Raw genomic sequence first — 21,364 nt, 5'->3', positions numbered from 1 at the left:
TTCGCTCAGGCGATTAAGATACAGAGCTGTATTTGGATACAGAAATGAATATCGAGCCGGGGTGCGCCGTAGGATGCCGTCGTGACACCCGAACGCAAGCGCCTGACCCGCGAAGAGAGCCGGCAGCAGACCCGTGGCCGACTGCTGGACGCCGCCGCCGAACTGTTCACCGAACGCGGTGTCAACGGCACCTCCGTCGAGCAGATCGCCGAACGCGCCGGCTACACCCGCGGCGCCTTCTACGGGAACTTCGACGACAAGAACGCCCTCGTCGCCGAGCTGCTGCAGCACCGCACCGGCCGCGAACTGGACGAAGTCCGCACCCTCACCCAGGACGCCACCTCCTTCGCCGACGCCCTCGACAAGCTCAGGGCCTGGAACCGCGCCCGCGCCCGGCACCTGCCCGCATGGCTCGCCCTGCGCATGGAGCTCGTCCTGCACGCGCTGCGGAACGAGGAACTGCGGCCGCTGCTCGCCGAACGGGAACTCCTCGCCCGCGACGCCCATGCCTCCGGCCTGCAGCAGGCGTTCGCCGCCCGCGGGGTCGAGTCGCCCGCGGACCCCGCCTTCCTCGCCCTGATCGTCCACGCCCTGGAGGACGGACTGCTCATCCAGCGACTGCTGGCCCCCGCCGGCATCCCGGACGACGTCGTCGTCGACGCCTTCGACCTGCTCCTGCGCTCCTGGACCACGCTGGCGCAGCATCCGGGCGGGTAAAGCCTTTGCTGTTCCGGACGGGAGAAGCTACGTTCCCCGGGCCGCCGGCCGCCCAGGCCGACGCCGTCGCCAAGGAGGTGTGCCGCACATGCGCACGACCGGTCAGCAGTCGACACCAGGCCCCGACAGCTTCCCCCTCTCTCCGACGGAGACACCTTGTCCGTTCGCCTCACCGCGCTGACCGACCCCGACACCGGTGCGGCCCACCGCCGCCTGGCGTGGCTGGCATCCGACTCCGACGGAACCCCCGTCGGGTCGGCGTTCCTGCGCCTTTACACCGAGACCGGCCAGGACCACCTCGCCGCCCTGGAACTCCACGTCCATCCGGCCGAGCGGCGGAACCGTACCGGCTCCCGGCTCCTGGACGCGGCGCTGGCCGCCGCTCGCCGGGACGGCCGGCGCTGCGTCATCACCCAGGCCGAAGCCGGCTCTCCCGCTGACCGGTTCCTGCCGGCCCGGGGCTTTTGCAAGGTCCTCACCCTGATCCACACCCGGCTTGCGCAGGCGGAAGCGGACATCCCCGCTCTCACCGGCATCGCCGAACGGCCGCATCCCGGCTATCGGTTGGCGTCGTGGGAGGGCATGGTCCCCGACGACCTCGCCGAGACGTTCGTGGCCTCGCGCCATGCCATGGACGACATGCCGATGGGCGGCGCCGACTTCGGCACGGTGGCCTGGGACCTGGACCGGGTCAGGGCCGCGGTGGCGACCGTCGAAAAGCGTGGCGACCTGCTGCACACCGTCGTTGCCCTCGACGAGTCGGACGGCTCGATCGCCGGCTTCACCGAGCTGGTCGTTCCCGGTGAGGGCAAGGGCGATGGCCAGCACTACGGCACCGGCGTCCTGCCCGGGCACCGCGGGCACGGCCTCGGCCGGTGGATGAAGGCCGCCTCGATACTGCAGGCCTTCGAGCGCCATCCGGCCCTTGGCGGCCTGCTGACCGACACCGCCGACATCAACGCGCACATGAGGCACATCAACGACGCGCTCGGCCATGCGCCGACGCACACGACATTCGAGTACCAGCGCGGCCTGTAGGAGGGCAGGGCCTCACCCACCGGGCCGCACCTCAAGCCGGGTGGTGCCGAGCTGCACGGACAGCACCACCCGGCGGGAGCCGTGGAGGATTCAGCCCCGCACATCGGAGAGCGAATGGAACGTGCGGACCCGGCCGGGCCGTGAGGTCTCCGCGGCCGGACGCAGATGCCAACGGGCCGCGGGTGCCCGGCCGTCGCGGTCCGGTGACTCGTCGGCCACGGCGACGATGTCGTCCTCGTACACCTCCGCGAACGCATAGCCCATGGCCGGGTCGCCGAGCACGGGGCAGTACTGCACCGCCAGGCGAAGACACGCGGGATGGATGGCGGCGGAGGAGACCACCGCCGACCCCTCCGCGGGCTCCTTGAGCGCCACCCAGGCCGTGCTGTCGAGGTCGTTCCCGCACACCTGGCAGCCCCAGAGACGGCGGCAGAGTTCCGCCTTCACCCGCTCGATCTCACGGAAGAGCGGCTTGCCGTCCGCCATGGGGGTGACCCAGGGAAAGGGCAGCCCGCCCACCACGGGGCGTGGCAGTCCGGCGGGGTTCGGGAACTCCTCGCCCTTGTAGCTGGGCGGATGGACGTAGACGACGTCCTTCATCCGCTGGCCGTCGTCTCGGTCCTGCATATAGACGACTCTCTGCATTTCCTGGTCCGCCCTTCCCCGGGCCCCGCCGCGGAGCCATCTGTGCATTCGTCGAGTCCGCTGTGCACGCCCGGTTCAGCGCGCGACCGTGCCTTCCCGCAGCCGTTCGATCATGCGCTCGGTCGTGGTGAGGGGCGCTTCCCCGGCCGGGGGGCCGGCCGGGGCGACGCCGGGCCGGTCGTTCCACGTCTCATGGCCGGCGAACGGAATGCTTTCGCCGGGGGAGTAACGCGGCAGGTCACGGTAGTTGTTGACGCCCTCGGCACGTGTGCCGCGCACCAGTACGGGGTCCAGGTAGAGCCCGTCGCTCTCGATGCGGGTGGCGGTGGAGATATAGCCGATGTCGAGTCCGCAGCGCCGCTTCGGTGAGGTGTTCGCCTCCGAGCAGTGCAGCAGGTGTGGATGGTGAATCGAGACATCGCCGGGGTTCAGCTCGATGTCGACGATGCCCTGCTGCTCGGCCCACTCGTCCACCAGCCCGCTGTCGGCCTCCGAGAAGAGCATATTGGGCTGGTCCGTGCGCAGGCTCGGTTCGTGCAGCGGCAGCTTGTGGCTGCCGGGGATCATGCGCAGGCAGCCGTTCCGGGTGGTGCTCTCGTCGATGGCCAGCCACACCGTGAGGGCGTTCATCGGCGTCAGTTTCCAGTACGCACCGTCCTGGTGCCACAGCACGGGATGGCCGTCGTAGGGCGGCTTGCAGACGTAATGCGCCGTGAAGCAGGCAAGGTCCGGGCCCAGGAAGTGCTCGCCGATGTCCACAAGCCGCGGGTCCGATATGAGGCGGACCCAGAAGGCGTCATTGCGGATCAGCGGGTGGTGGAAGTGCTCGGGGCGAAGCTCCGGATACTTGGCCGTCAGCCACTCGACATGGGCGCGTGCCTCTGCGAGCAGGTCCTCGGGGATGACATTGCGGATGATGGCGAAGCCGTGCTCCTCATATGCGGCAGCGGCCTGGTCCAGTGCGGTCATACGGGATTCTCCAGGTGAAATATGCGGTGGTGGGGGGAGGGGGAGGGGGGACGCGGCTCGTCGGCGAAGAGGGGGGATCAGACCTCCCACTCGGCGGGGAGCGTGCGATAGCGGCGCAGGGGGGAGAGCAGCAGCAGGAGAAGAGGGAGGCCCATGGCCAGCCCGCCCGCCCACAGGGCCGTACCGGTGGACCACTGGTTGGCGATCAGGCCGCCGGCCAGCGCGCCGAGGGGCGTGGCTCCCTGTACGACGACGCTGTACGCCGCCGTGACCCGGCCCATGTACGCGTTCGGTGTCACCCGGGCCCGCAGTCCGGCCGTGGACACCGACCGGCCCACGAGGGCGAAGCCGATCAGGATCTCCGCCAGCGCGATCAGCGGCACGGCGACCTCTCGGAAGACGCCGGCCAGCGGTGCCGCAAGGACCGCGACCGGGGCCACGGCGGAGAAGACCAGCGTCATCCGTATCTCGCCGAACCGGCGCCGGAACCCGGGGGCCACCAGGGAGGCGGCGAGCCCGGCCAGCGCACCGAGCGTCGACAGCAGCCCGAACTGCCAGGGGGCGACGCCGATCTCCTTGAGGAGGAACACCGGCAGCATCGCCAGGATGATGCCCGCGCCGATGTTGTTCAGGGCCGCTTGGTTGAGCAGCAGGCGGAGCAGCGGCTGCCGGAAGAGGATGCCGATGCCGTCCGCGATCTCACGCCGGAACTTCCGCTCGGACCCCCCCTTGCCGCGGGCGATGTCCCCGTCCGGCCGGATACGGCGCAGCAGCACGACCGACGTCAGGTGACAGACAGCGGCGAAGCAGTAGAGAACGGGGGCCGCGACGCTCTGCGTCAGCACGCCGGCAACGCTGGGGGAGATTGCCTGGAGGGTGCTCTCGGACGTCTGCAGCCGGGCATTGCCGTCCGAGACCCGGCGTCTGGGCAGCACATAGGGCAGCACACTGCTGTGCGCCACGTCGAAGAAGACGCCCGCCAGGCTCACCATCAGTGCCACCACGAGCAGTTGGGCCACGGTGAGGACGTGGAGGAAGTAGGCGGCCGGCACGCTGCCGAAGGCCACGGCGTAGACCACATCCGCCCAGATCAGTACCGGCTTCTTGCGCCAGCGGTCGATCCAGACACCGGCCGGGAGCCCCATCACCAAGAAGCCGGCCCGGCTGCAGACGAAGATCAGACTCATCATCAGCGGCGGTGCACGCAGCACAAGCAGCGCGGTGAGGGGCAGCGCGAACCCGGCAACCTCGGAGGCCGCGTACCGGAAATTGTTCGCGGCCCACAGCAGCCGGAAGTCCACCACCTTGAGGACCTCGACGGTCTCATCGGCGGAGGCACTGACGTCGGCGGAGGGGAGGGTCACAGTTCTGTCTTCCTTCAGTGGACGACCGTCAGCCCGGGGGTCTCACCGAGCTCCGGCCGGGCGGCAAGCTCCGACAGAGCCTTCCGGTCGGCCTTCCCGTTGGAGTTCCTGGGCAGCTCATCCGCGACCAGGACAAGGCGCTCCGGCACCATGTAGTGCGGCAGCCGGGCCCGCAGCACATCGGGCAGCGGCTTGACGTCGTCGAGGTGATCCGCCGTCACGAAGGCAGTGATCACGTTGGAGAAGACGGCGTCCGGTGTCGCCACCACGACACACTCGTGGATGCCGTCGAGCGCGTGGAGGTGCCGTTCTACCTCCCCCAGCTCGACCCGGAAGCCACGCGACTTGATCTGGGTGTCTTCGCGGCCGATGAATTCGAGCTCGCCCGCGGGGTTCTCCCTGACCAGGTCACCGCTGGCGTACCACCGCCGGCCGTCAGCGGTGCGGACAAAGGCGCGGGCGGTCTGCCCGGGGTCCAGGTAGCCCTCCATCAGCATGCTGCCGCGGACCAGGAGCTGGCCCGGGCAGCCGGGCTCCACCCCTTCCAGCCGCTCGTCCACCACAGCGATCTCCGCGCCCGGCAGCACCCGCCCGATCGGGATCACGGCATCGGGCCGCTGACGGCCACGGATCTCGTAGAACGTGCACACGTTGCTCTCGGTCGGTCCGTACACATTGAGCAGCCGGATCCCCGGCAGGGCCGAGAGCAGCACGTTCACCTCGTCCGGCGGCAGCACCTCGCCGCCGACCACGGCCGCACGCAGCCCCCGCAGTTCCGGCAGCAGCTCCTTGCCCCTGCGGGTGAGCCAGGCGAGGGTCGAGGTCACCGCGTACCAGACGGTGCCGCCGACCCGGCGGCAGAAGTCGATGTGCGCGGCGGGGAAGGGCGCGGCCGACGCGGGCATCAGGGCGACCGCGGCACCGACGCGGGCGGCGCCGAAGAGGTGCAGCGTCGTCGGGTCGAAGTGCAGCGGGGCGGAGTTGATGATGACATCGCGCTCCGTGAGCCCCAGCTCCCGGACCGACCAGTCGACGAACGCCGAGGCGCTTGCGTGGGTGTGGACCACGCCCTTGGGGTGACCGGTGCTGCCGGACGTATGGAGCACATACGCGAGGTCTTCCAGCGGGGCGCGTGGCGCATCCGTGGGAACTGCGTACCACAGTTCACCGACCGGTTCGGGGCCCAGGGGCAGCCTTTCCCATACGAGCCCGGGTGCGACCGTGCGCCACTGGTCCCGGGCCGCGGCGTCCGCCACCATGGCGCGGGGGAGGCAGCGGCCGGCGATGAGCTCGGCGCGGGCGATGGGCCCGTCCGGATCGATCGGGACGTAGCCCGCCCCGGAGCGGAGTATGCCGTGGACGGCCGCCACCGCCAGCGAGGATTTCGCCCCGTGCCAGACGACACAATCGCCGGGAGCGACGCCCAGGGCGCGCAGCGCCTGTGCGAGGTGTTCCGCGATGCCGTCCAGTGCGGCATAGCTGAGCGTGAGGGTTCCGTCGATGACGGCGGTACGGTCGCCGTGGCGTGCCGCGGTCGCCCGCAGATCGCCGGCAAGGGATCGGCCGGCCGCCATCAGCAGCCCTTGGACTTCAGGAAGGCCCGGACGGCGAGCGGGCTCTCGAAGTGGGCCGGGAGGATTTCCGAGTCCCTGATGGTGACGGAGAATTCCTTCTCCAGGAGCGAGACCAGGCTGAGCAGGGACAGTGAATCGATGACCCGTTCGGCGATGAGGGCGGTGTCGTCGGAGATCTCGGCTCTCGGAGCCACCTCGCGGACCGCGGCGAGGACGGCCTTGAGTACGGAGTCTTCTGTCATCACAAACCCAGCCCTTCAGCAATGATCTTCATCTGCATATCGGAGGTGCCGGAGTAGTACCGGCTGGCCACCGCGTCGGCCGTCAGCGCGAGGGTGCCCGTCTCCGGTAGCAGCGCGTAGCCGCCGTACAGATCCGGCAGCTCCTGGCAGAACCGGTTGAACTCCGTGCTGACGTGCAGCTTCGTCAGGGACGACCGGCTGTGTTCGAGCCGGTTTCCGTCGGCCGCCCGGGCCGTGGCGTAGAGCAGTTCCCGCGCGCTGGTCAGGCTCATGTGCATCCGGACCAGGCGTTGGCGGATCGTGTCGTACGAGCTGAGCGGGCGGCCGAACTGGTGGCGGGAGCGGGCGTGTTCGACCGCGTGGCGCAGCGCCCCGGCCATCAGTCCCAGGGCAGGCGCCAGGATGAAGGCGCGCTCGTAGCGCATCGCGTGCATGAGGACGGCGAATCCGCCGCCGGCGCCGCCCAGCCGGTCGGCGTCGGCCACCACGCAGTCGTCCATGAGCAGCGAAGACAGCTGCGCGCCCGCCAGCGCGGACTTCTCGATCACCTTGCCGATCCGCAGGCCCGGGGTGTCCCGGGGGACCAGGAAGGCGGTGAGGCCGGAGAGCGAACTGCCCTCGGCGGTGCGGGCGATGATCACGAAGATCTCGGCGGTCGGGCCGTTGGTGACGAAGGTCTTGGCGCCGTTGAGGCGCCAACGCCCCTCGGCGTCCTGCTCGGCGTGGGTCTGCAGGGACAGCAGGTCCGAGCCCGCGTCGTACTCGGTGGCGGCGAAGGCACCCACGGTCGTGCCCGCCATGAGGGGGTGCAGGTACCTCGCGTGCTGGGCCTCGCTGCCGAATTCGAGAAGGGGCTCCTGGCAGGCCCACATCTGTGCCGCCATGGAGAAGGGCAGTCCGCTCAGCCCGCTCTCCTCGGCGAACGCCTCCAGGGCGAGGCAGGCCGCCTCGTAGCCGGTCCCGGTGCCGCCGGCGCCCTCGGGAACGGCCAGGGACAGCAGTCCCTGAGCGCCCGCCGCACGCCAGGCGGTGGCTTCCTCCCGGGCCTTCCCGGCCCAGGATCTCAGTCCCGCGAGCCAGTTGGTGAACTCCGCGCTGTGCAACAGCTCTCGATCCTCCGTCATGTGGGGATGCCTCCGTCCCGGACGGGCCACTTGAACGCCTGGTGGGACTCCGTCAACCCGAACCGCTGGAAGCTGGAGGGCTGCTGGCCCAGCGGCGCCAGCGTGAGCAGTTCCCGCTCGGTGCCCACCCCGAGGCCGGTCGCCAGCCAGCCGAGGATGTCCTCGGCGACGCTGGTGCCCCGGTAGCTGGGCCGGAGTTTGATCTCGTGCAGCATCAGCCGGACCTTGCCACCGGGCCGCAGCCGGCCGAGCGCGGTGAGCGCGAAGGCCGCGACGATCTGGCCGTCCGACTCGACGACGTAGTGCGTGGTGCCGGGCGCCGTGTGCCGGTCCGCCAGCCGGAGGGCGAACTCCTCGGCCTCGCCCGCTCCGTAGAGCTCGCGGACGGCCCCGGCGTCGCCGGCGGCGGCCTGGCGGATGGTCCGCCGGGTTCCGGGACTATCCACCCGCCACCGCCGACATGATCATCACGGTGGTCCGCGGGGGCACCTCGATGTCCGGGCTGCCGAGATCGCGGATGTTGTCCTCACCGACGTAGACGCTGACGAAGGGGAGGAGCGCCCCCGCGCCGTCCGCCAGGCGCAGGCGCAGCGCCGGGTGGCGCTCGTACACCTTGTCGATGACCTCTTGGAAGGTGCCGGCCGGCACCTGGAACTTGGTCTCGCCGTCGGCGAACCGGGCGAGCGGGGTGGAAAGGATGACCTTTACCTCAGACACTGCGTACTCCTCTCTGCGATCCGGCGGATGCGTCATGCCGCGGTGCGTCACTCGGTGGTGCGTCACTCGGCGGTGCTTCACTCGGCGGTGGCTGCCGCGGCGGCGGAGTGACGCGCCCGGTGGGTCTCCCAGCGGTGGATCGCCTCGTCGAGCTGGGAGTCGTAGTCGGCGTCCTTGATGAATCCGTGGCCCCGGCCGTCCCGGAGCATGACCGCCCGGGCGCTCTCGTGACCGTGCAGGCTCCGCATCAGGGGCCGCAGGTGCTCCAGCGCGAAGTAGGAGTCCTTCTCCGACACCAGCGCGTGCAGGAAGCGCGAACTGCCGGGATCGGTCCAGTCCTTGATGATGTCGGTCATGGTCTCCGGCGCGGCCATGCCGGGCAGCCGGCAAAACGGCGCGGCCTCCTGCTCCCACTGGGGAAGAATGGTCGGATCGTTGTGCGGCGAGATGACGAACGCGAGATCGTCGCCGCCCGCCCGCATGCAGTGCTTGAGTGCCGCGTATCCCCCGGACGACAGGCCGTGCCACACGGTGCCCCGGAGCCCGTGGCGCTCCAGCAGGGAGGCACGCAGCTCGTACATCTTCGGTACGAACTCCTCCTCGCCCAGCAGGAACCAGCCGCAGCACGAGTCCCGGGAGAAGCGGTGGACGGGGTCGGAGAAGGAGAGGCACACGGACCGGTCCGCCTGCTTCCACTGCTTGCGCGCGAACACCGGGGGGACGTGCTTCTCGATGCGGCTGAAGCCGTGGAAGAGGATGTGCAGATAAGGGCTGGAGAGAGTCTCGGGTTCGGTCACCTCGTACTCGAGAACGTAGCCTTCCGAGTGCTGGAAGCTGCCCCGCTGAATGTTCACTGGAAACCTCGCATCACTGATCCTGCGCGTCATGGCCCTGGCGGTCAGGGGGAGAGAGTGCGCCCTTCCGCATAGGAGAGCCCGGGGCAGACGACCCGTACGACACTGAACGGATCGGCCGGCCCGGACAGCCGTACCGCGAGGGGGGCGTGGCCGGTCACGTCCGTCAGTCGTTGGGTGACCACCGCCAGCTCCTCCTCCAAGTCGTCGTAGCTGCCGCCGTGTCCGCTCAGCGCCTCGTCGACGCTCACCCCCTCGGCGTGGGGACGGAAGCCGGGGTCCGCGCTGGCGTCCCGCGCCGTGTCCTGGTCCGACGGAATGTCATCGCGGGTGGCGCTGATTTCGGTCAGCCGGCTCTGTACGGCCTCGGTGAGCGCACGGGACAGCGCGACATCGGGGTCCATGTGGCTGCCGGAACCGGCGCACACGATGGGGAAGAGCGGCGACCAGACGAAGGCGGCGAACGTGGGTATCCCCCACCGGTTCGGGATGCAGGTGATCTCGAACGCGACCCCGGCGTCGGTGAGCCGGCGCATCAGGGAGCGCAGATGCGCGTCGCGGACGGTCGCCGGGTCGATGAAGAGGCGTCCGGGGTCGGTACGGGACGGGTGGGCGGCCAGCACGTCCCGTTCGGCCGCTTCATAGAGCCCGTGGAGACATGCCTCGGCGAAGGTGTTTCCGGAGGCGAGGCCGGTGCTGCTCGTCTCGAAGAGGCGGCGGCGCCAGTAGTGCGCTCCGCTGTACGAGAGCCGGACGAGGTCCAGCGGAACCGGCACCGGGCGGTCGTCGGCCAGCGAAGAGGCCTGGACCCAGTCCAGTTCGAGCTGCTGGATCCACTCGCCCGTCGTACGCAGGTTCAGATCGGTCAGGCCATACGGGAGACCGAGGCTTTCGGCCGTGGCGGTGAAGGTGTCGAGCGCCGGCCGCTCGGCGTACCACAGCTCGACGGATTCCATCACGGCGGAGAGCTTCGCGAGGATCGGCGAGGCGCCCTTGCCCTGGGAGACGGCCAGGGTCTCGGACTCGGGCCGTACGGCGAGGAAGACGGGGATGCCGATGTTGTCGAGGCGGGTGACGTCGGCGACCCGGCTGATGCCGTACTGACGCAGCCGGGGTGCGAGCCGGGCCCAGGTGGTCTCCGGCGCCACCGCTCGGTGCGTCCCGGGCAGTCTGACCTTAGACATGGCCGCGCGCTCCGCTCTTCCGGGCCGCTGGGGCTGTTGGGCCCGCTGGGGCTGCTGGGTCTGCTGGTGCCGTCTCGGCCGTCCGGGCGGTGTGGGCGGTCCGGGCCGTCTGGTCGGACACGTAGGCGAGGGCGAACGGACGGAAGGCCCCGGCGGCTTGGCGTGGCGAAGCAAATCCCCTCCGGCCGCACTCCATGGCCAGCTCGCTGCCGGTGTCCACGCCCCAGATCCGCGCGAGCAGGCGAGTGCACACCGCCTCCCGGATCTGGCCGAGGCTGCGTGCTGGACGGGCTTCGAGGTGCTGCCGCATCCGGTCCAGCCAGTCGGCGACCCGGGCCCGGTCCTCGGCCGATTCACGGCGCAGCAGCAGCTTGGCTTCCCGGGGATCCGCGAGGTCGGGAAGCGGGCAGATGACCGCGGTGATCCGGGTCCGCAGCGCGGGGTCGTCGAGCCACTGGACGGCCACCGGGCCCAACTCGTGCCGCACATGGCCCCGGAACCCGTCGGAGTCGGCGGGGGCCCCGGCGGCGGACGAGCCGTTCAGGAAGTCCCACCAGACGTCGGGGAAGCCGGGGTCGAATATTTGCTGGTAGGCGAGCCGGTGGTGCAGGTCGGGGGTGGCCGTCGCGAAGCGGTTGCGCCAGCGCCGGTGGTACTCGGTGCGCCAGTCGCGTTCGCCGCTCGCCACGCCGGGCGGAGAGGGCTGCGCCGGGGAGTCGAGCCGTTCGGCGAGCGCGAAGGCCTCGCGCGCGTCGGCCCGCTTCTGGTCGAAGGCGTCCGGCTCGGCGGCCAGGCGCTGCTCGTACCAGTCGGCGAATGCGGTCTCGCCGCACTGCTTGATCAGGGAGAGCACGCGCTCGGGGGTGCGCAGCGGGTAGTACTCGCGCTCCAGCCGCGCCATCAGGCGGTGGGCCGCGTCCCGTCCCAGGACACGGGCGTCGCAGCCGGCCAGCATCGCGGTGTGGAGGTTGACCAGGGGGGTGTTGAGGCCGGCCGGCGAGCCCGTTTCGCTGTGGGCCACGCTCACCGCGTCATCGCCCTCGAAGACGCCGGTGCGGTACCAGTGGTGGACCCGGCCGACGCCGATCATGCCGAACCCGTCGAGTTCGGCCGCGCGCAAGGCGCCGATGCTGGCAGCCCCGATCACGGTGATGCCCCGCGCCAGGACGTCAAGGATCTCCTTGTGGCGCAGCGCCAGACGATGGTGGTAGATCCCGTCCACGATCACGGCCACATCCCCCTCGGCGAGCGCGGCCGAGAAGAGGTCACCGTGTTTGACCGGCCCGTGCAGGACGAAGCCCGGGTGGTGCAGTACGAGAGGTTCAGGGCACGACGGCCCGACGAACACATGAACCGCCATGCCCTGCCCCCCTTGTTTCAGCGCTGTGCCGGTCGAACCGAATGGGGCGGTTCAATCAGCACGAACCGCCGGGCGTGACGTGATCAGTCACGAACCTCGCTGTCGGTGATCACCAGCGGGGCGTCCGCGAACAGGCCCTCGAAGTCCTCGCCGGAGAGCTCCGCAACGTCACTGGCGGTGTCGAGAATTACCTCAGCCATGTTTTTCTCCCAATCATTAATTGAGGGAAGTGCCGACGCTTCCGTAAGCGCCGACGGCACGCTACCCCGGGCTCTGATCACCCGTCCAGGGATTTATCGGATTCCTGTTCCCGCCTGCTGATGGACGTCAGTATTCCGTTTTCGCGTCCCGTCTTGGTTCGCGCGAATAGCATGCTCAAAGAAAATGGCGACGCAGTTTTGGAGTTATTTGCCGAAGCCGCGGACTCGCCGGTCATCTCTTGGTGGGAATCTTCCATTCCGTGACCAATGGCAGAAGGGAGAAAGGGGCGAATTCGATGAATCTGCAGGTCAGTGGCGCTGCGTAGGCGCGGACGGGTCTCGGTGGGTCTCGGTCGGTCCTCGGCGGGCCGTGGCAGGCCCTCAAACAGGCCCCAAACGGGCCTCGATCGGACCCGCATCGCGGCGCGCCGGCAGCGGCGCGGGCGAGTCCGCGGCGGCCCGCAGGACTCTTGACGGCCGGCATGACTCCATGCAGGATCTTGAATCCGTGGAAGCCGAGCATCAGCCACGCGGGGTTTTCGGCATGCGCGCGCAGCCAAAGGGCTCCGGTGTGCCGTCATGTGGCATCCACCCCGAAGGCGCAAAAGGTAACCCATCGGGGGACTCGGAATGACTTTCCAGATCACACCCATGGCTCTTGTCGTGGCCAGTCTGCTTTTTCACCAGGTCAATAGGCACTGGGAATATGGATTCTCCGGAGTGGGGCACCACTTTGCGCCGGTATTCGGTATAAGACTGCCCCGTGCGGCGGCGGTGTTCGGTCAAGTGGCGGCCCTTCCGCTGGCTCTGGCCACCGTTTTGACCGTCCCTTCGCCCGGCGGGCGCGCCCTCGCTGTCGTACTCGCCTTCTATTGGATGCTCGCGACGCACCGGCGCCTTTCCGACCATTCCTGGCTCGGGGCGGTGGTGGCAGCGGTCATGGCGTTCACCCCGGTGCACCTGCATCCCGCTTTCGCGCAAGACGTCCTTGCCGGCGTCTACCTGACCGCGGCACTGCTCAAGGTCAATGACGAATACCTGTTCACCGAGCGGAGCGCGGGCCGCGTCGTCACCGCCCACTACTTCCGTCTGCTCGGCGTGCCGGTCCACCGACGGCTGCTGAAGGCCGTACCGGTTGGGGTGATCGTGGCGGAGCTCGCCGCCGGCCTCCTGCTGTGCGTCCCGGGCGGGGTGCGCTGGAGTCTGTGGCTGGCGATCCTGATGCACCTGGTCTTCGGAGTCTCGGGCAACTTCCCCTTCTCGGTGGTGGCCATGGCCTTGTGGGTGGTGGCGTTCTCCCCGGACGGCCGGGCCGAGCTGCCCGGTGGCTCCGGTGCCGTCTGGCTCGCGGCGCTGTTCACCGGCCTGCTCGCGCTGGCGACCGGGCGCACGGCCACCGGCCGCCGGTCACACAGCTGGCTGTACAAGGACTTCTACCAGGGGGCGGCCTACGGGGCGCTGTGCGCGGTCGCGGTGTCGTCCCAGGCGCTCGGCCCGGTGTCCTCGGGCGGTGGGAACACGCTCGTCCACGCACTGGTCGCACTGGCCTTCGTCCTGAACTTCCTGCTGGTCGTAGCAGGGGTGAAGCTCGAATGGAGCTTCGCGATGTTCACCAGCCTCCGCCCCTTCGGCCGCTCGTGGCTGGAACGCCACCGGCTGAAGAACTGGCCCCGTTACTACGCTCTGACCCTCCCGGCCCGGATACCGAAGCCCCTGCTGCGCGAGATCGACCCGCAGTTCGTCTATCTGGCGACCCGGGCGGAGAACGTCGTCCACGAGGGCGTCGTCTACCACCTCGAGGCGGCGGCCCGGAAGTTCCACGTCTCCTTCGCGCCGAGGGTGATGACGGTCGACCCCCTCGTCCGTGAACTCGTCCCCGCTCCCACCGAACCGCCTCAGCCCCCACCCCGCCGGCGTTTCCTCGGCTATCCGGCCCTCTCGCCGAAGAGCCTGGACCAGCGCTACCTCGTCTGAGGCGAGGACGCCGCCGGCCGTTCATCGTGGCGCAGGCAGCGTGACGGTGAAGGTGCTGCCCTTGCCCGGCGAGGTGCGGACCGTCACCGTGCCGCCGTGTGCTTCAACGATCGACTTGACGATGCTCAGGCCGAGGCCCGTGCCGCCGGCGGCCGGATCGCGGGACTCCTCGCCGCGGTAGAAGCGTTCGAAGACGCGCTCCGCGGTCTCGGGGGGCATACCGGGGCCCTGATCGCAGACCGTCAGCTCCACCGTGTCGCCGGGCAGCGCACGTGCGCCCACCGATATCGGCGTGCCCGGCGGGGTGTAGCGCAGCGCGTTGCTCAGGAGGTTCTGCAGCACCTGCCGGAGCCGGTCCTCGTCGCCGCAGGCGAAGACCTCGCCCTCGATCTCGACGGTGACCGGCTTGCCGGGGTCGCGGACCCGGGCATCGCCGACGGCGTCCTCGGCGAGCGTGCCGAGGTTCACCGGTGCGCCGGCCAGCGGGCGGCCCTGGTCGAGCCGGGCGAGCAGCAGCAGTTCTTCGACCGTGGCGTGCATCCGGGCCGCCTCACCCTCGATGCGCAGCATCGCCCGTTCGATGAGTTCGGGATCCTGGGCCAGACCGTGCAGATGCAGTTGCGCCCAGCCGCGGATCGTGGTCAGCGGGGTGCGCAGTTCGTGCGAGGCGTTGGCCACGAACTGCCGTAGCTGTTCCTCGGACCGCTGCCGTTCGTCGAACGCCCGGTTGAGGGCGGTGGCGACCTCCCCCACCTCGGAGTGGCGCCGGGCGACCTCGATGCGCTGGTCGATGTCGCCGTCGGCGACGGCCGTCGCGGTGGCGGCCATGTCGCGCAACGGCCGCAGGCCCACCCGGAGTACTCCACGGCTGAGGAGCACGATGCCGCCGAGCGCGGCCAGCGTGGCGGCGGCATCGGCGCCGATCAGCCAGTAGACGACGTCCTCCGCCGGCTGGAGGCTCTTGGCGACCACGACCGTGCTGAACCGCTGGGGCGGTGCGCCGGGCGCGGGCCGGACCGTGGCGGACGGGCCGACGGGGAACCTCAGGGCGCGGTAGCGGGGCACCGGCGCTCCCTTCGCCGACAGGGTCAAAGGCTGGTCGGCGTAGCCGTCCGGGACCGGCGCCGGCAGGTCGGGGCGGGCCCGGAGCTGCCCGTTGAGGTCACGTGACGGGGTCTGGGCGATGACCCGCCCGCGGTCGTCGACCAGCGCGACGTACACGCCGTCGGGGATGAGGGAGTTGAGGCCGGCCGAGTTGACCGGGGCCGCCCGGTCGCTGACCCGGTGCTGCACGGCGGTGCGGGCCTTGGTGAGCGTGGCGTCGGCGACATCGACGAGGTTGAGGCGCAGCCCGATCAGTGACACCGCGTTGACGGCCACCATGCCCCCGGCCGCCAGCAGGACGACCCCGATCATCAGGCGCGCCCGCAAGGAGCCGCGCCAGGCGGCGGCCACCTCAGCCGCCTTTGGGCAGGCGCAGGCTGTAGCCGAAACCGCGCATCGTGTGGATCAGGGCGGGGGACCGGTCGTCCACCTTCGCCCTCAGCCGGGACACCAGCTTCTCGACGACGCCCGCTCCGAAGCGGTGCTGCCAGACGTGGTCCATGATCTGTTCTTTCGACATCACCCGGTCTGCGTTGATCAGCAGGTAACGCAGCAGCTTGTACTCGGTCGGTGACAGCGCGATCAGCCGGTCACCGCGGCGCACCCGCCTGCTGCGCTCGTCCACGCTCAGGTCGGCGAAACGCAGCATCGGGCTCTCCTCCGCGGACCGGCCGGCCCGCCGCAGCAAGGCGTGCACCCTGGCCAGCAGCTCGGGGAGGCTGAAGGGCTTGGTGAGGTAGTCATCCGCGCCCATGGCGAAGCCCGTCACCCGGTCCTCGACGGAATCCCGCGCGGTCAGGAACAGCACCGGCAGCCGCGCTCCGTTCTCCACCAGCCGCCGGCACACGCTGAAGCCGTCCATGTCGGGCAACATGACGTCCAGCACCAGCAGATCCGGGGGCTGCGCCGCGTACGCGCGCAGGGCCTGCGCACCGCAGCCCACGGTCGCCACCGTGTAGCCCGCGAGGCCCAGGGTGGTCTCCAGCAGCTCCGCCATCCGCGGGTCGTCATCCACGACGAGCAGCCGTTGCCCGGCCCCCCGGGGCAAGGGCGCGTCACTCGTCGGCGGGGCGGAGGGCATGGCGGGCACCAATCGGTCACGGAGTCTGCGACGACAACGAGTCGCCGCGACCGGCGGTTCCCTGGCCGGCGGTTCACCGGCTGCCGTTCCCTGGCCGGCGGTTCCGCGGCCGCGGCCCCCGGCTCCGGCCCCTGGCCCCAGGCCCCTGGCCCCTGGCTCCGGCCCCTGGGCGCGGCAGACGTTCCCCCCGGCGCGGCAGACATTCCCCCGGTCCGCGGAGGCTGTCAGGAAACGGTCAGGTTGCTGACCGCGACGGGTCAGCGAGGGCGGTTTCTCTTGAGCCACGACACCGGAAAGAGCACCGTCCGTCGAGAAGCCTGGAGACCCCGTGGACCCTCCCGCACATGAGCAAGCCGGCGGTGTGGATGCCGTCCGGGCCGCCGTGCGGAGCCGGCTGCGCGGCACCGTGACCGATATCGCGCCCGTCTTCGGCTTCACCCTGACCTTCGCCCTCACCCACCGACTCGGCGTCGCGCTGACGCTCGCCTTCACGGCCGGGGCCGCGGGCTTCGTGCACCGGCTGGTGCGCAAGGAGCCCGTGGGGCGTGCGCTGGGGATCCTCGGCTTCGTCTGCGTCCAGGGCGCGTTGGCCGCACGGACCGGGCAGGCCACCTCCTTCTTCCTCCCGCACCTGGTGCTGCACTGCGTGATGGCCGTGTCGGCGCCGGTGCTGATCCTTCTCGGGTGGCCGCCGCTGGGGGTGTTGGTGGGGCTGCTCACGGGCGAGCGGACCGCGTGGCGCCGCTGCGCGGTGCGCCGCCGGGCCTTCACCAAGGGCAGCCTCGTCCTCTTCGCGGGGAACGTCCTGATGCTGACCATCCAGCTCCCGCTGTACCTGTCCGGGCAGGCCGTCGCCCTCGGCTCGGTCGATGTCTTCGGGCCGCTCGTCTTCGCGCTCGGCGCACTGCTGGGCTGGCGCGTCTACCGGCGCGCCCTCGGTGACCACCGCTGCGACGCTCCGCTTCCCGCGAACGCTCCCGCGAACGCTCCCGCGAACGCCGACCTGAGCAACGGCCCGGCTCGCGCCACCGGCCCCGCACGTGCCACCGGCCCCGCCCGCCCCGCCGACCCGGCACACGCCACCGACCCGGTACGCACGCCCGACTGACCCCGCTCGCTCCACCGACCCCGCACATCCCACCGACCCGGCACACCCCATGGAAAGGACCGTCCGATGACCGACACCCAGCCCACCACCCGGCCCCGGCCCGACGCCCGGCCCCAGCCCACCGAGCGGACCTGCCCGTTCAGCCCGCCGGACGGGTACCGGACGCTGCGCGAAGAGGCCCCGATCACGCCGGCGACCTTCTCGGACGGTACGGAAGGCTGGATGGTCACCCGGCACGAGGACGTCAGGGCGGTGCTCGCCGACCCACGGTTCGGCGCGAACCGCAGGCCCGCGCGGGCCGATGCCTTCGCGCCCACCGGCACACCGGTGCCGCCGCCCCCGCCGGGGATGTTCATCATGATGGACGCCCCGGAGCACACCCGGATCCGCCGGCTGCTCACCGGCCAGTTCACGGTGCGCCGGATGCGGCAGCTGGCGCCCGCGGTGGAGCGGATCGTCGCCGGGCACCTGGACGCCATGGCGTCCGCCGAGCAGCCGGTCGACCTCGTCCAGGACTTCGCCCTGCCCATTCCGTCGCTGGTGATCTGCGAGCTGCTGGGGGTGCCGTACGAGGACCGTGCCGACTTCCAGCGGAATTCGAGCGCCATGCTCCGGCTGGACGCGAGCCAGGAGCAGGTCCAGCAGGCGCACCTGGCGATGAACCAGCACATCCACGAATTGGTCCTCGCCAAGCGCGCCCGCCCCACCGACGACATCCTCAGCGGCCTGGTGCAGGACGGCCGGCTCAGCGACGAGGAGATGGCCGGCGTCGGGGCGCTGTTGCTGCTCGCCGGGCACGAAACGACGGCGAACATGATCGCGCTGGGCACCATGTGCCTGCTGCACCACCCCGACCAGCTGGCGGCGCTGCGCGCGGACGCCTCGCTCTGGGACAACGCCGTCGAGGAACTCCTCCGCTACTTGACGATCATTCAGTTCGGTCTGCGCCGTGTGGTGCGGGAGGACCTGGAGCTGGACGGCCACCGCATCGAGGCCGGCACCACGGTGCTCGCCTCCCTGACGTCGGGCAACCGTGACGCCGCGCAGTTCCCCGGCGACCCCGACCAGTTGGACGTGCGCCGGCCCCACAGCCCGCACCTGGCCTTCGGACACGGTGCCCACCAGTGCATCGGCCAGCAACTGGCCCGCGTGGAGATGAAGGCCGCGCTCTCCGCCCTCTTCGACCGGTTCCCCTCGCTGCGGCTGGCCGTACCGGCAAAGGAGGTGCCCATGCGCAACGACATGCTCATCTACGGCGTCCACGCACTGCCCGTGACCTGGTAGCCGGCGCCACGGCTGCCGCCCGGGACCGCAACCACCCGAGAAAGGGAATCTTGATGAAGGTCGTCATCGACGAGGACAAGTGCGTCGGCGCAGGACAGTGTGTGCTGGCCGCCGAAGAGGTCTTCGACCAGCGGGAGGACGACGGCATCGTCGTCCTCCTGGACGCCCTCCCGCCCGAGGGGCAGCACTCCTCGGTGGAGGACGCCGCCGCCCGTTGCCCGGCGCTGGCCATCGAGGTGCTGAAGTAGTGCCTGAGAAGGAACGGATCGTCGTGGTGGGCGCCTCGGCCGCGGGGCTCACCGCGGCCGAGGCCCTGCGCCGCGAGGGTTTCGCCGGGACGCTGACCATGGTCGGGGAGGAACCCCGGGCGCCCTACGACCGGCCGCCGCTGTCCAAGCAGGTCCTGGCCGGTGCGCGGGAACCGGAGACGACCGTGCTGCGCCAGGACGCGGACCTCGGGCGCCTGCACGCCGAGCTGCGCCTGGGCTGCCGGGCGACCGGCGTGGACACGACGGCGCGCACCGTCACCCTTGAGGACGGGGACCGGCTGCGCTACGACGGCCTGGTCATCGCGACCGGGCTGCGGCCCCGCGAACTGCCCTTCGGCCACGACCTGGCCGGGGTGCACGTCCTGCGCACGCTCGATGAGGCCCTGACGCTGCGTGCGCAGTTGCTGGGCGGCCCGCGGGTCGTCGTGATCGGCGCCGGATTCCTCGGCAGCGAGATCGCCGCGACCGCACGGGGGCTGGGCCTGGACGTCACCCTCGTCGATATCGCGCCCACCCCGCTGGCCGCGCAAGTCGGCCCCCGGGTGGGGAACTTGGTGGCCACTCTGCACCAGGACCACGGGGTCCGGCTGCGGATGGGCCGCGGCGTCGCGGGCCTGACCGGCGGACACGGCCGGGTCACCGAGGTGGTGCTCGACGACGGCGACCGGCTCCCCGCCGAGGTGGTGGTGGTCGCGATCGGCTCGGTGCCGGCCACCGACTGGCTGGCGGATTCCACGATCCCCCTGGGGGACGGGGTGCTCTGCGACAGCCACTGCCGCGCCGCGCCCGGGGTCTATGCGGCAGGAGACGTCGCCAACCGGCCGGACCCGGTCACCGGCGGCCGCGTCCGCCTCGAACAACGCGCCAACGCCACCACCCAGGCCCTCGCCGTCGCCAGGAACCTCCTCGCCGGGCCCGGGGAGGAGGTGCCCTACGCGCCGGTGCCGTTCGGCTGGACCGACCAGTACGACGCCAAGATCCAGTTCCACGGCCGGTGCCCCGTGGACGCCCGGGTCACCTGTGCCGAGGGCGATCCGCAGACGGGCAAGTTCGTCGCGCTCTACCAGGAGGGCGGCCGCGTGGTGGGCGTCCTCGGCTGGAACAGCGCACGCGCCCTGCACGCGTACCGCGGCCGCATCGGCGAGCGGGTGCCGGAGTAACGGATGCCGGAGTAACGGATGCAGGCGTCCGCCGGCGACGCGCCCGTCGGGGCCAGGGGCGGACGGCCGGGTGAACCGGAGGGAGAAGGGGCCGACGGGAGAGGGATTTTGACGAGCCGGAGGGGACGTACCGGCGTAAGTTCACCGGCATGGTGACTTCGATGACGCACGAGGACTACGAGCGGCGGATGGACCGGGCGGGCCGGGCCGCCGCCGATGCCGGGCTGGCCGGGCTGATCGTGACGCCGGGTCCGGATCTGGTGTGGCTGTGCGGCTACCGCCCGCCCGCCGCCACCGAGCGGCTGACCGCCCTGGTGATCGAGCCGGGGCGGCGCCCGCGGCTGCTGGTGCCCGTCTTGGAGTATCCGGACGCGGAGGGCTCGCCCGGCGCCCCGGCGATGGTGGTGTCGGGGTGGACCGACGGCTCGGAACCGTATGCGGAGGTCGCCAAGTGGGTGGATCCGCAAGGGCGTTACGGGGTGTCCGACGCGACGTGGGCGTTGCATCTGCTGGGACTGCAGCGGTGGCTGCCGGGGACCGCCTACACCGCGCTGACGGAGGCGCTGCCGATGCTGCGCGCGGTCAAGGACGCCCATGAGGTGGCGCGGCTGGCCGCGGCCGGCGCCGCGGCGGACGCGACGTACGAGGAGATCCTGGGGGTGCGCTTCGGCGGCCGGCGGGAGCAGGAGGTGGCGGCGGACCTGGCGCGGCTGCTGATCGAGCACGGGCACAGCCAGGTGGACTTCACGGTCGTCGGGTCGGGCCCCAACGGCGCCAATCCGCACCACGAGGCCGGGGAACGGGTCATCGAGGACGGCGACATGGTCGTGCTCGACTTCGGCGGCCTCAAGGACGGGTACGGGTCGGACACCTCGCGGACCGTGCACGTCGGGGAGCCGGGCGCCGAGGAGCGCAAGGTGCACGACATCGTGCGGGAGGCGCAGCAGGCGGCGTTCGAGGCGGTGCGGCCGGGCGTCGCCTGCCAGGACATCGACCGGGTGGCCAGGAAGATCATCAAGGCTGCCGGGTACGGCGAGTACTTCATCCACCGCACCGGCCACGGCATCGGGGTCACCACGCACGAGCCGCCGTATCTGGTGGAGGGCGAGCATCTGCCGCTGGTGCCCGGGATGTGCTTCTCGATCGAGCCGGGGATCTATCTGCCGGGGCGGTTCGGGGTCCGTATCGAGGACATCGTGACGTGTACGGAGTCGGGCGGGCGGCGGCTGAACGCGACGGCCAGGGAGATGGCTGTGGTGCGGTAGAGACCCGGCCGCTCCGGCCCCGCCCGCCGCCCCCCCCCCCGGGGGCCGGGCCGCCCGGGGAACCGGCGGGGGGGGGGCAGCCGCCCCGCCGCCGCCGCGGCTTCTGCCCGGGACGGGCCCGGGTCCCGGGG

21 protein-coding genes are annotated in these 21,364 nt (G+C 70.9%); 8 read left to right on the top strand and 13 right to left on the bottom strand.

Annotated features, from left to right (window positions below; all coding sequences use genetic code 11):
* Positions 1–81: 81 nt before the first annotated feature.
* Together ACGFR7_RS26010 and ACGFR7_RS26005 are read left to right on the top strand one after the other, a co-directional pair.
* The gene (locus ACGFR7_RS26010; RefSeq protein WP_393323797.1) at positions 82–717 is read left to right on the top strand and encodes a TetR/AcrR family transcriptional regulator; all 636 of its coding nucleotides are present in this window, start codon (positions 82–84) and stop codon (positions 715–717) included.
* Between the two features lie 156 nt (positions 718–873).
* Positions 874–1,755 (top strand): GNAT family N-acetyltransferase, encoded by an 882-nt coding sequence (locus tag ACGFR7_RS26005; protein ID WP_393323795.1) that lies wholly within the window; start codon positions 874–876, stop codon positions 1,753–1,755.
* Positions 1,756–1,845: 90 nt separating this feature from the next.
* Here the strand turns inward: ACGFR7_RS26005 and ACGFR7_RS26000 are convergent, their stop codons facing one another.
* The 11 genes from ACGFR7_RS26000 to ACGFR7_RS25950 all read right to left on the bottom strand — a co-directional run bounded on the left by ACGFR7_RS26000 (position 1,846) and on the right by ACGFR7_RS25950 (position 11,788).
* Positions 1,846–2,382, bottom strand: coding sequence for a hypothetical protein (locus tag ACGFR7_RS26000; protein WP_393323792.1), 537 nt, complete (start codon positions 2,380–2,382; stop codon positions 1,846–1,848).
* 93 nt (positions 2,383–2,475) lie between these two features.
* Positions 2,476–3,369 (bottom strand): phytanoyl-CoA dioxygenase family protein, encoded by an 894-nt coding sequence (locus ACGFR7_RS25995; RefSeq protein WP_393323789.1) that lies wholly within the window; start codon positions 3,367–3,369, stop codon positions 2,476–2,478.
* A gap of 77 nt (positions 3,370–3,446) precedes the next feature.
* Complete coding sequence (locus ACGFR7_RS25990; protein WP_393323786.1) at positions 3,447–4,733, bottom strand: MFS transporter; 1,287 nt, start codon at positions 4,731–4,733, stop codon at positions 3,447–3,449.
* Between the two features lie 14 nt (positions 4,734–4,747).
* Complete coding sequence (locus tag ACGFR7_RS25985) at positions 4,748–6,307, bottom strand: amino acid adenylation domain-containing protein (protein WP_393323783.1); 1,560 nt, start codon at positions 6,305–6,307, stop codon at positions 4,748–4,750.
* Positions 6,307–6,549: a phosphopantetheine-binding protein gene (locus ACGFR7_RS25980; RefSeq protein ID WP_393323780.1), complete on the bottom strand. Its 243-nt coding sequence runs from the start codon at positions 6,547–6,549 to the stop codon at positions 6,307–6,309. The genes ACGFR7_RS25985 and ACGFR7_RS25980 overlap by 1 nt, the downstream gene beginning before the upstream one ends.
* The gene (locus ACGFR7_RS25975; RefSeq protein WP_393323777.1) at positions 6,549–7,673 is read right to left on the bottom strand and encodes an acyl-CoA dehydrogenase family protein; all 1,125 of its coding nucleotides are present in this window, start codon (positions 7,671–7,673) and stop codon (positions 6,549–6,551) included. Before ACGFR7_RS25975 ends, ACGFR7_RS25980 begins: the two co-directional genes overlap by 1 nt.
* Positions 7,670–8,119, bottom strand: coding sequence for a hypothetical protein (locus tag ACGFR7_RS25970; RefSeq protein WP_393323775.1), 450 nt, complete (start codon positions 8,117–8,119; stop codon positions 7,670–7,672). Before ACGFR7_RS25970 ends, ACGFR7_RS25975 begins: the two co-directional genes overlap by 4 nt.
* On the bottom strand, positions 8,112–8,390 hold the full coding sequence (locus tag ACGFR7_RS25965) for a hypothetical protein (protein ID WP_393323772.1): 279 nt from the start codon (positions 8,388–8,390) through the stop codon (positions 8,112–8,114). The genes ACGFR7_RS25970 and ACGFR7_RS25965 overlap by 8 nt, the downstream gene beginning before the upstream one ends.
* 77 nt (positions 8,391–8,467) lie before the next feature.
* A complete protein-coding gene (locus ACGFR7_RS25960) occupies positions 8,468–9,244 on the bottom strand; it encodes a hypothetical protein (protein ID WP_393323769.1) in 777 nt (258 codons plus the stop codon).
* 44 nt (positions 9,245–9,288) lie between these two features.
* Positions 9,289–10,428, bottom strand: a complete 1,140-nt coding sequence (locus ACGFR7_RS25955; RefSeq protein ID WP_393323766.1) for a YcaO-like family protein — start codon at positions 10,426–10,428, stop codon at positions 9,289–9,291.
* Positions 10,421–11,788 carry a TfuA-like protein gene (locus ACGFR7_RS25950; RefSeq protein WP_393323763.1) on the bottom strand — a complete coding sequence of 456 codons (1,368 nt, stop codon included), beginning with the start codon at positions 11,786–11,788 and terminating at the stop codon, positions 10,421–10,423. Before ACGFR7_RS25950 ends, ACGFR7_RS25955 begins: the two co-directional genes overlap by 8 nt.
* A gap of 920 nt (positions 11,789–12,708) precedes the next feature.
* Here ACGFR7_RS25950 and ACGFR7_RS25945 point away from each other — a divergent pair.
* Positions 12,709–13,962 (top strand): hypothetical protein, encoded by a 1,254-nt coding sequence (locus tag ACGFR7_RS25945; RefSeq protein WP_393323760.1) that lies wholly within the window; start codon positions 12,709–12,711, stop codon positions 13,960–13,962.
* Between the two features lie 21 nt (positions 13,963–13,983).
* On the opposite strand, the gene ACGFR7_RS25940 is transcribed toward ACGFR7_RS25945, so the two are convergent.
* Positions 13,984–15,417 carry a sensor histidine kinase gene (locus ACGFR7_RS25940; RefSeq protein ID WP_393323758.1) on the bottom strand — a complete coding sequence of 478 codons (1,434 nt, stop codon included), beginning with the start codon at positions 15,415–15,417 and terminating at the stop codon, positions 13,984–13,986.
* Between the two features lies 1 nt (position 15,418).
* Positions 15,419–16,081, bottom strand: a complete 663-nt coding sequence (locus ACGFR7_RS25935; RefSeq protein WP_393323755.1) for a response regulator transcription factor — start codon at positions 16,079–16,081, stop codon at positions 15,419–15,421.
* A 394-nt stretch (positions 16,082–16,475) separates the two neighbouring features.
* Here ACGFR7_RS25935 and ACGFR7_RS25930 point away from each other — a divergent pair, with 394 nt between their 5' ends.
* The 5 genes from ACGFR7_RS25930 (at position 16,476) to ACGFR7_RS25910 (ending at position 21,233) form a co-directional block, all read left to right on the top strand.
* Positions 16,476–17,255, top strand: coding sequence for a DUF3159 domain-containing protein (locus ACGFR7_RS25930; RefSeq protein ID WP_393323752.1), 780 nt, complete (start codon positions 16,476–16,478; stop codon positions 17,253–17,255).
* A gap of 66 nt (positions 17,256–17,321) precedes the next feature.
* Complete coding sequence (locus ACGFR7_RS25925; protein ID WP_393323749.1) at positions 17,322–18,539, top strand: cytochrome P450; 1,218 nt, start codon at positions 17,322–17,324, stop codon at positions 18,537–18,539.
* Positions 18,540–18,592: 53 nt separating this feature from the next.
* On the top strand, positions 18,593–18,787 hold the full coding sequence (locus tag ACGFR7_RS25920; RefSeq protein ID WP_350253000.1) for a ferredoxin: 195 nt from the start codon (positions 18,593–18,595) through the stop codon (positions 18,785–18,787).
* Positions 18,787–19,968, top strand: a complete 1,182-nt coding sequence (locus ACGFR7_RS25915; protein ID WP_393323746.1) for an NAD(P)/FAD-dependent oxidoreductase — start codon at positions 18,787–18,789, stop codon at positions 19,966–19,968. Before ACGFR7_RS25920 ends, ACGFR7_RS25915 begins: the two co-directional genes overlap by 1 nt.
* 161 nt (positions 19,969–20,129) lie before the next feature.
* Positions 20,130–21,233 (top strand): M24 family metallopeptidase, encoded by a 1,104-nt coding sequence (locus tag ACGFR7_RS25910; RefSeq protein ID WP_393324111.1) that lies wholly within the window; start codon positions 20,130–20,132, stop codon positions 21,231–21,233.
* The last annotated feature ends 131 nt before the right edge of the window (positions 21,234–21,364 follow it).

This window comes from Streptomyces sp. NPDC048516 (genome assembly GCF_043199875.1).
Lineage (GTDB): Bacteria > Actinomycetota > Actinomycetes > Streptomycetales > Streptomycetaceae > Streptomyces.
This window is presented reverse-complemented; position numbering and strand designations above follow the sequence as displayed.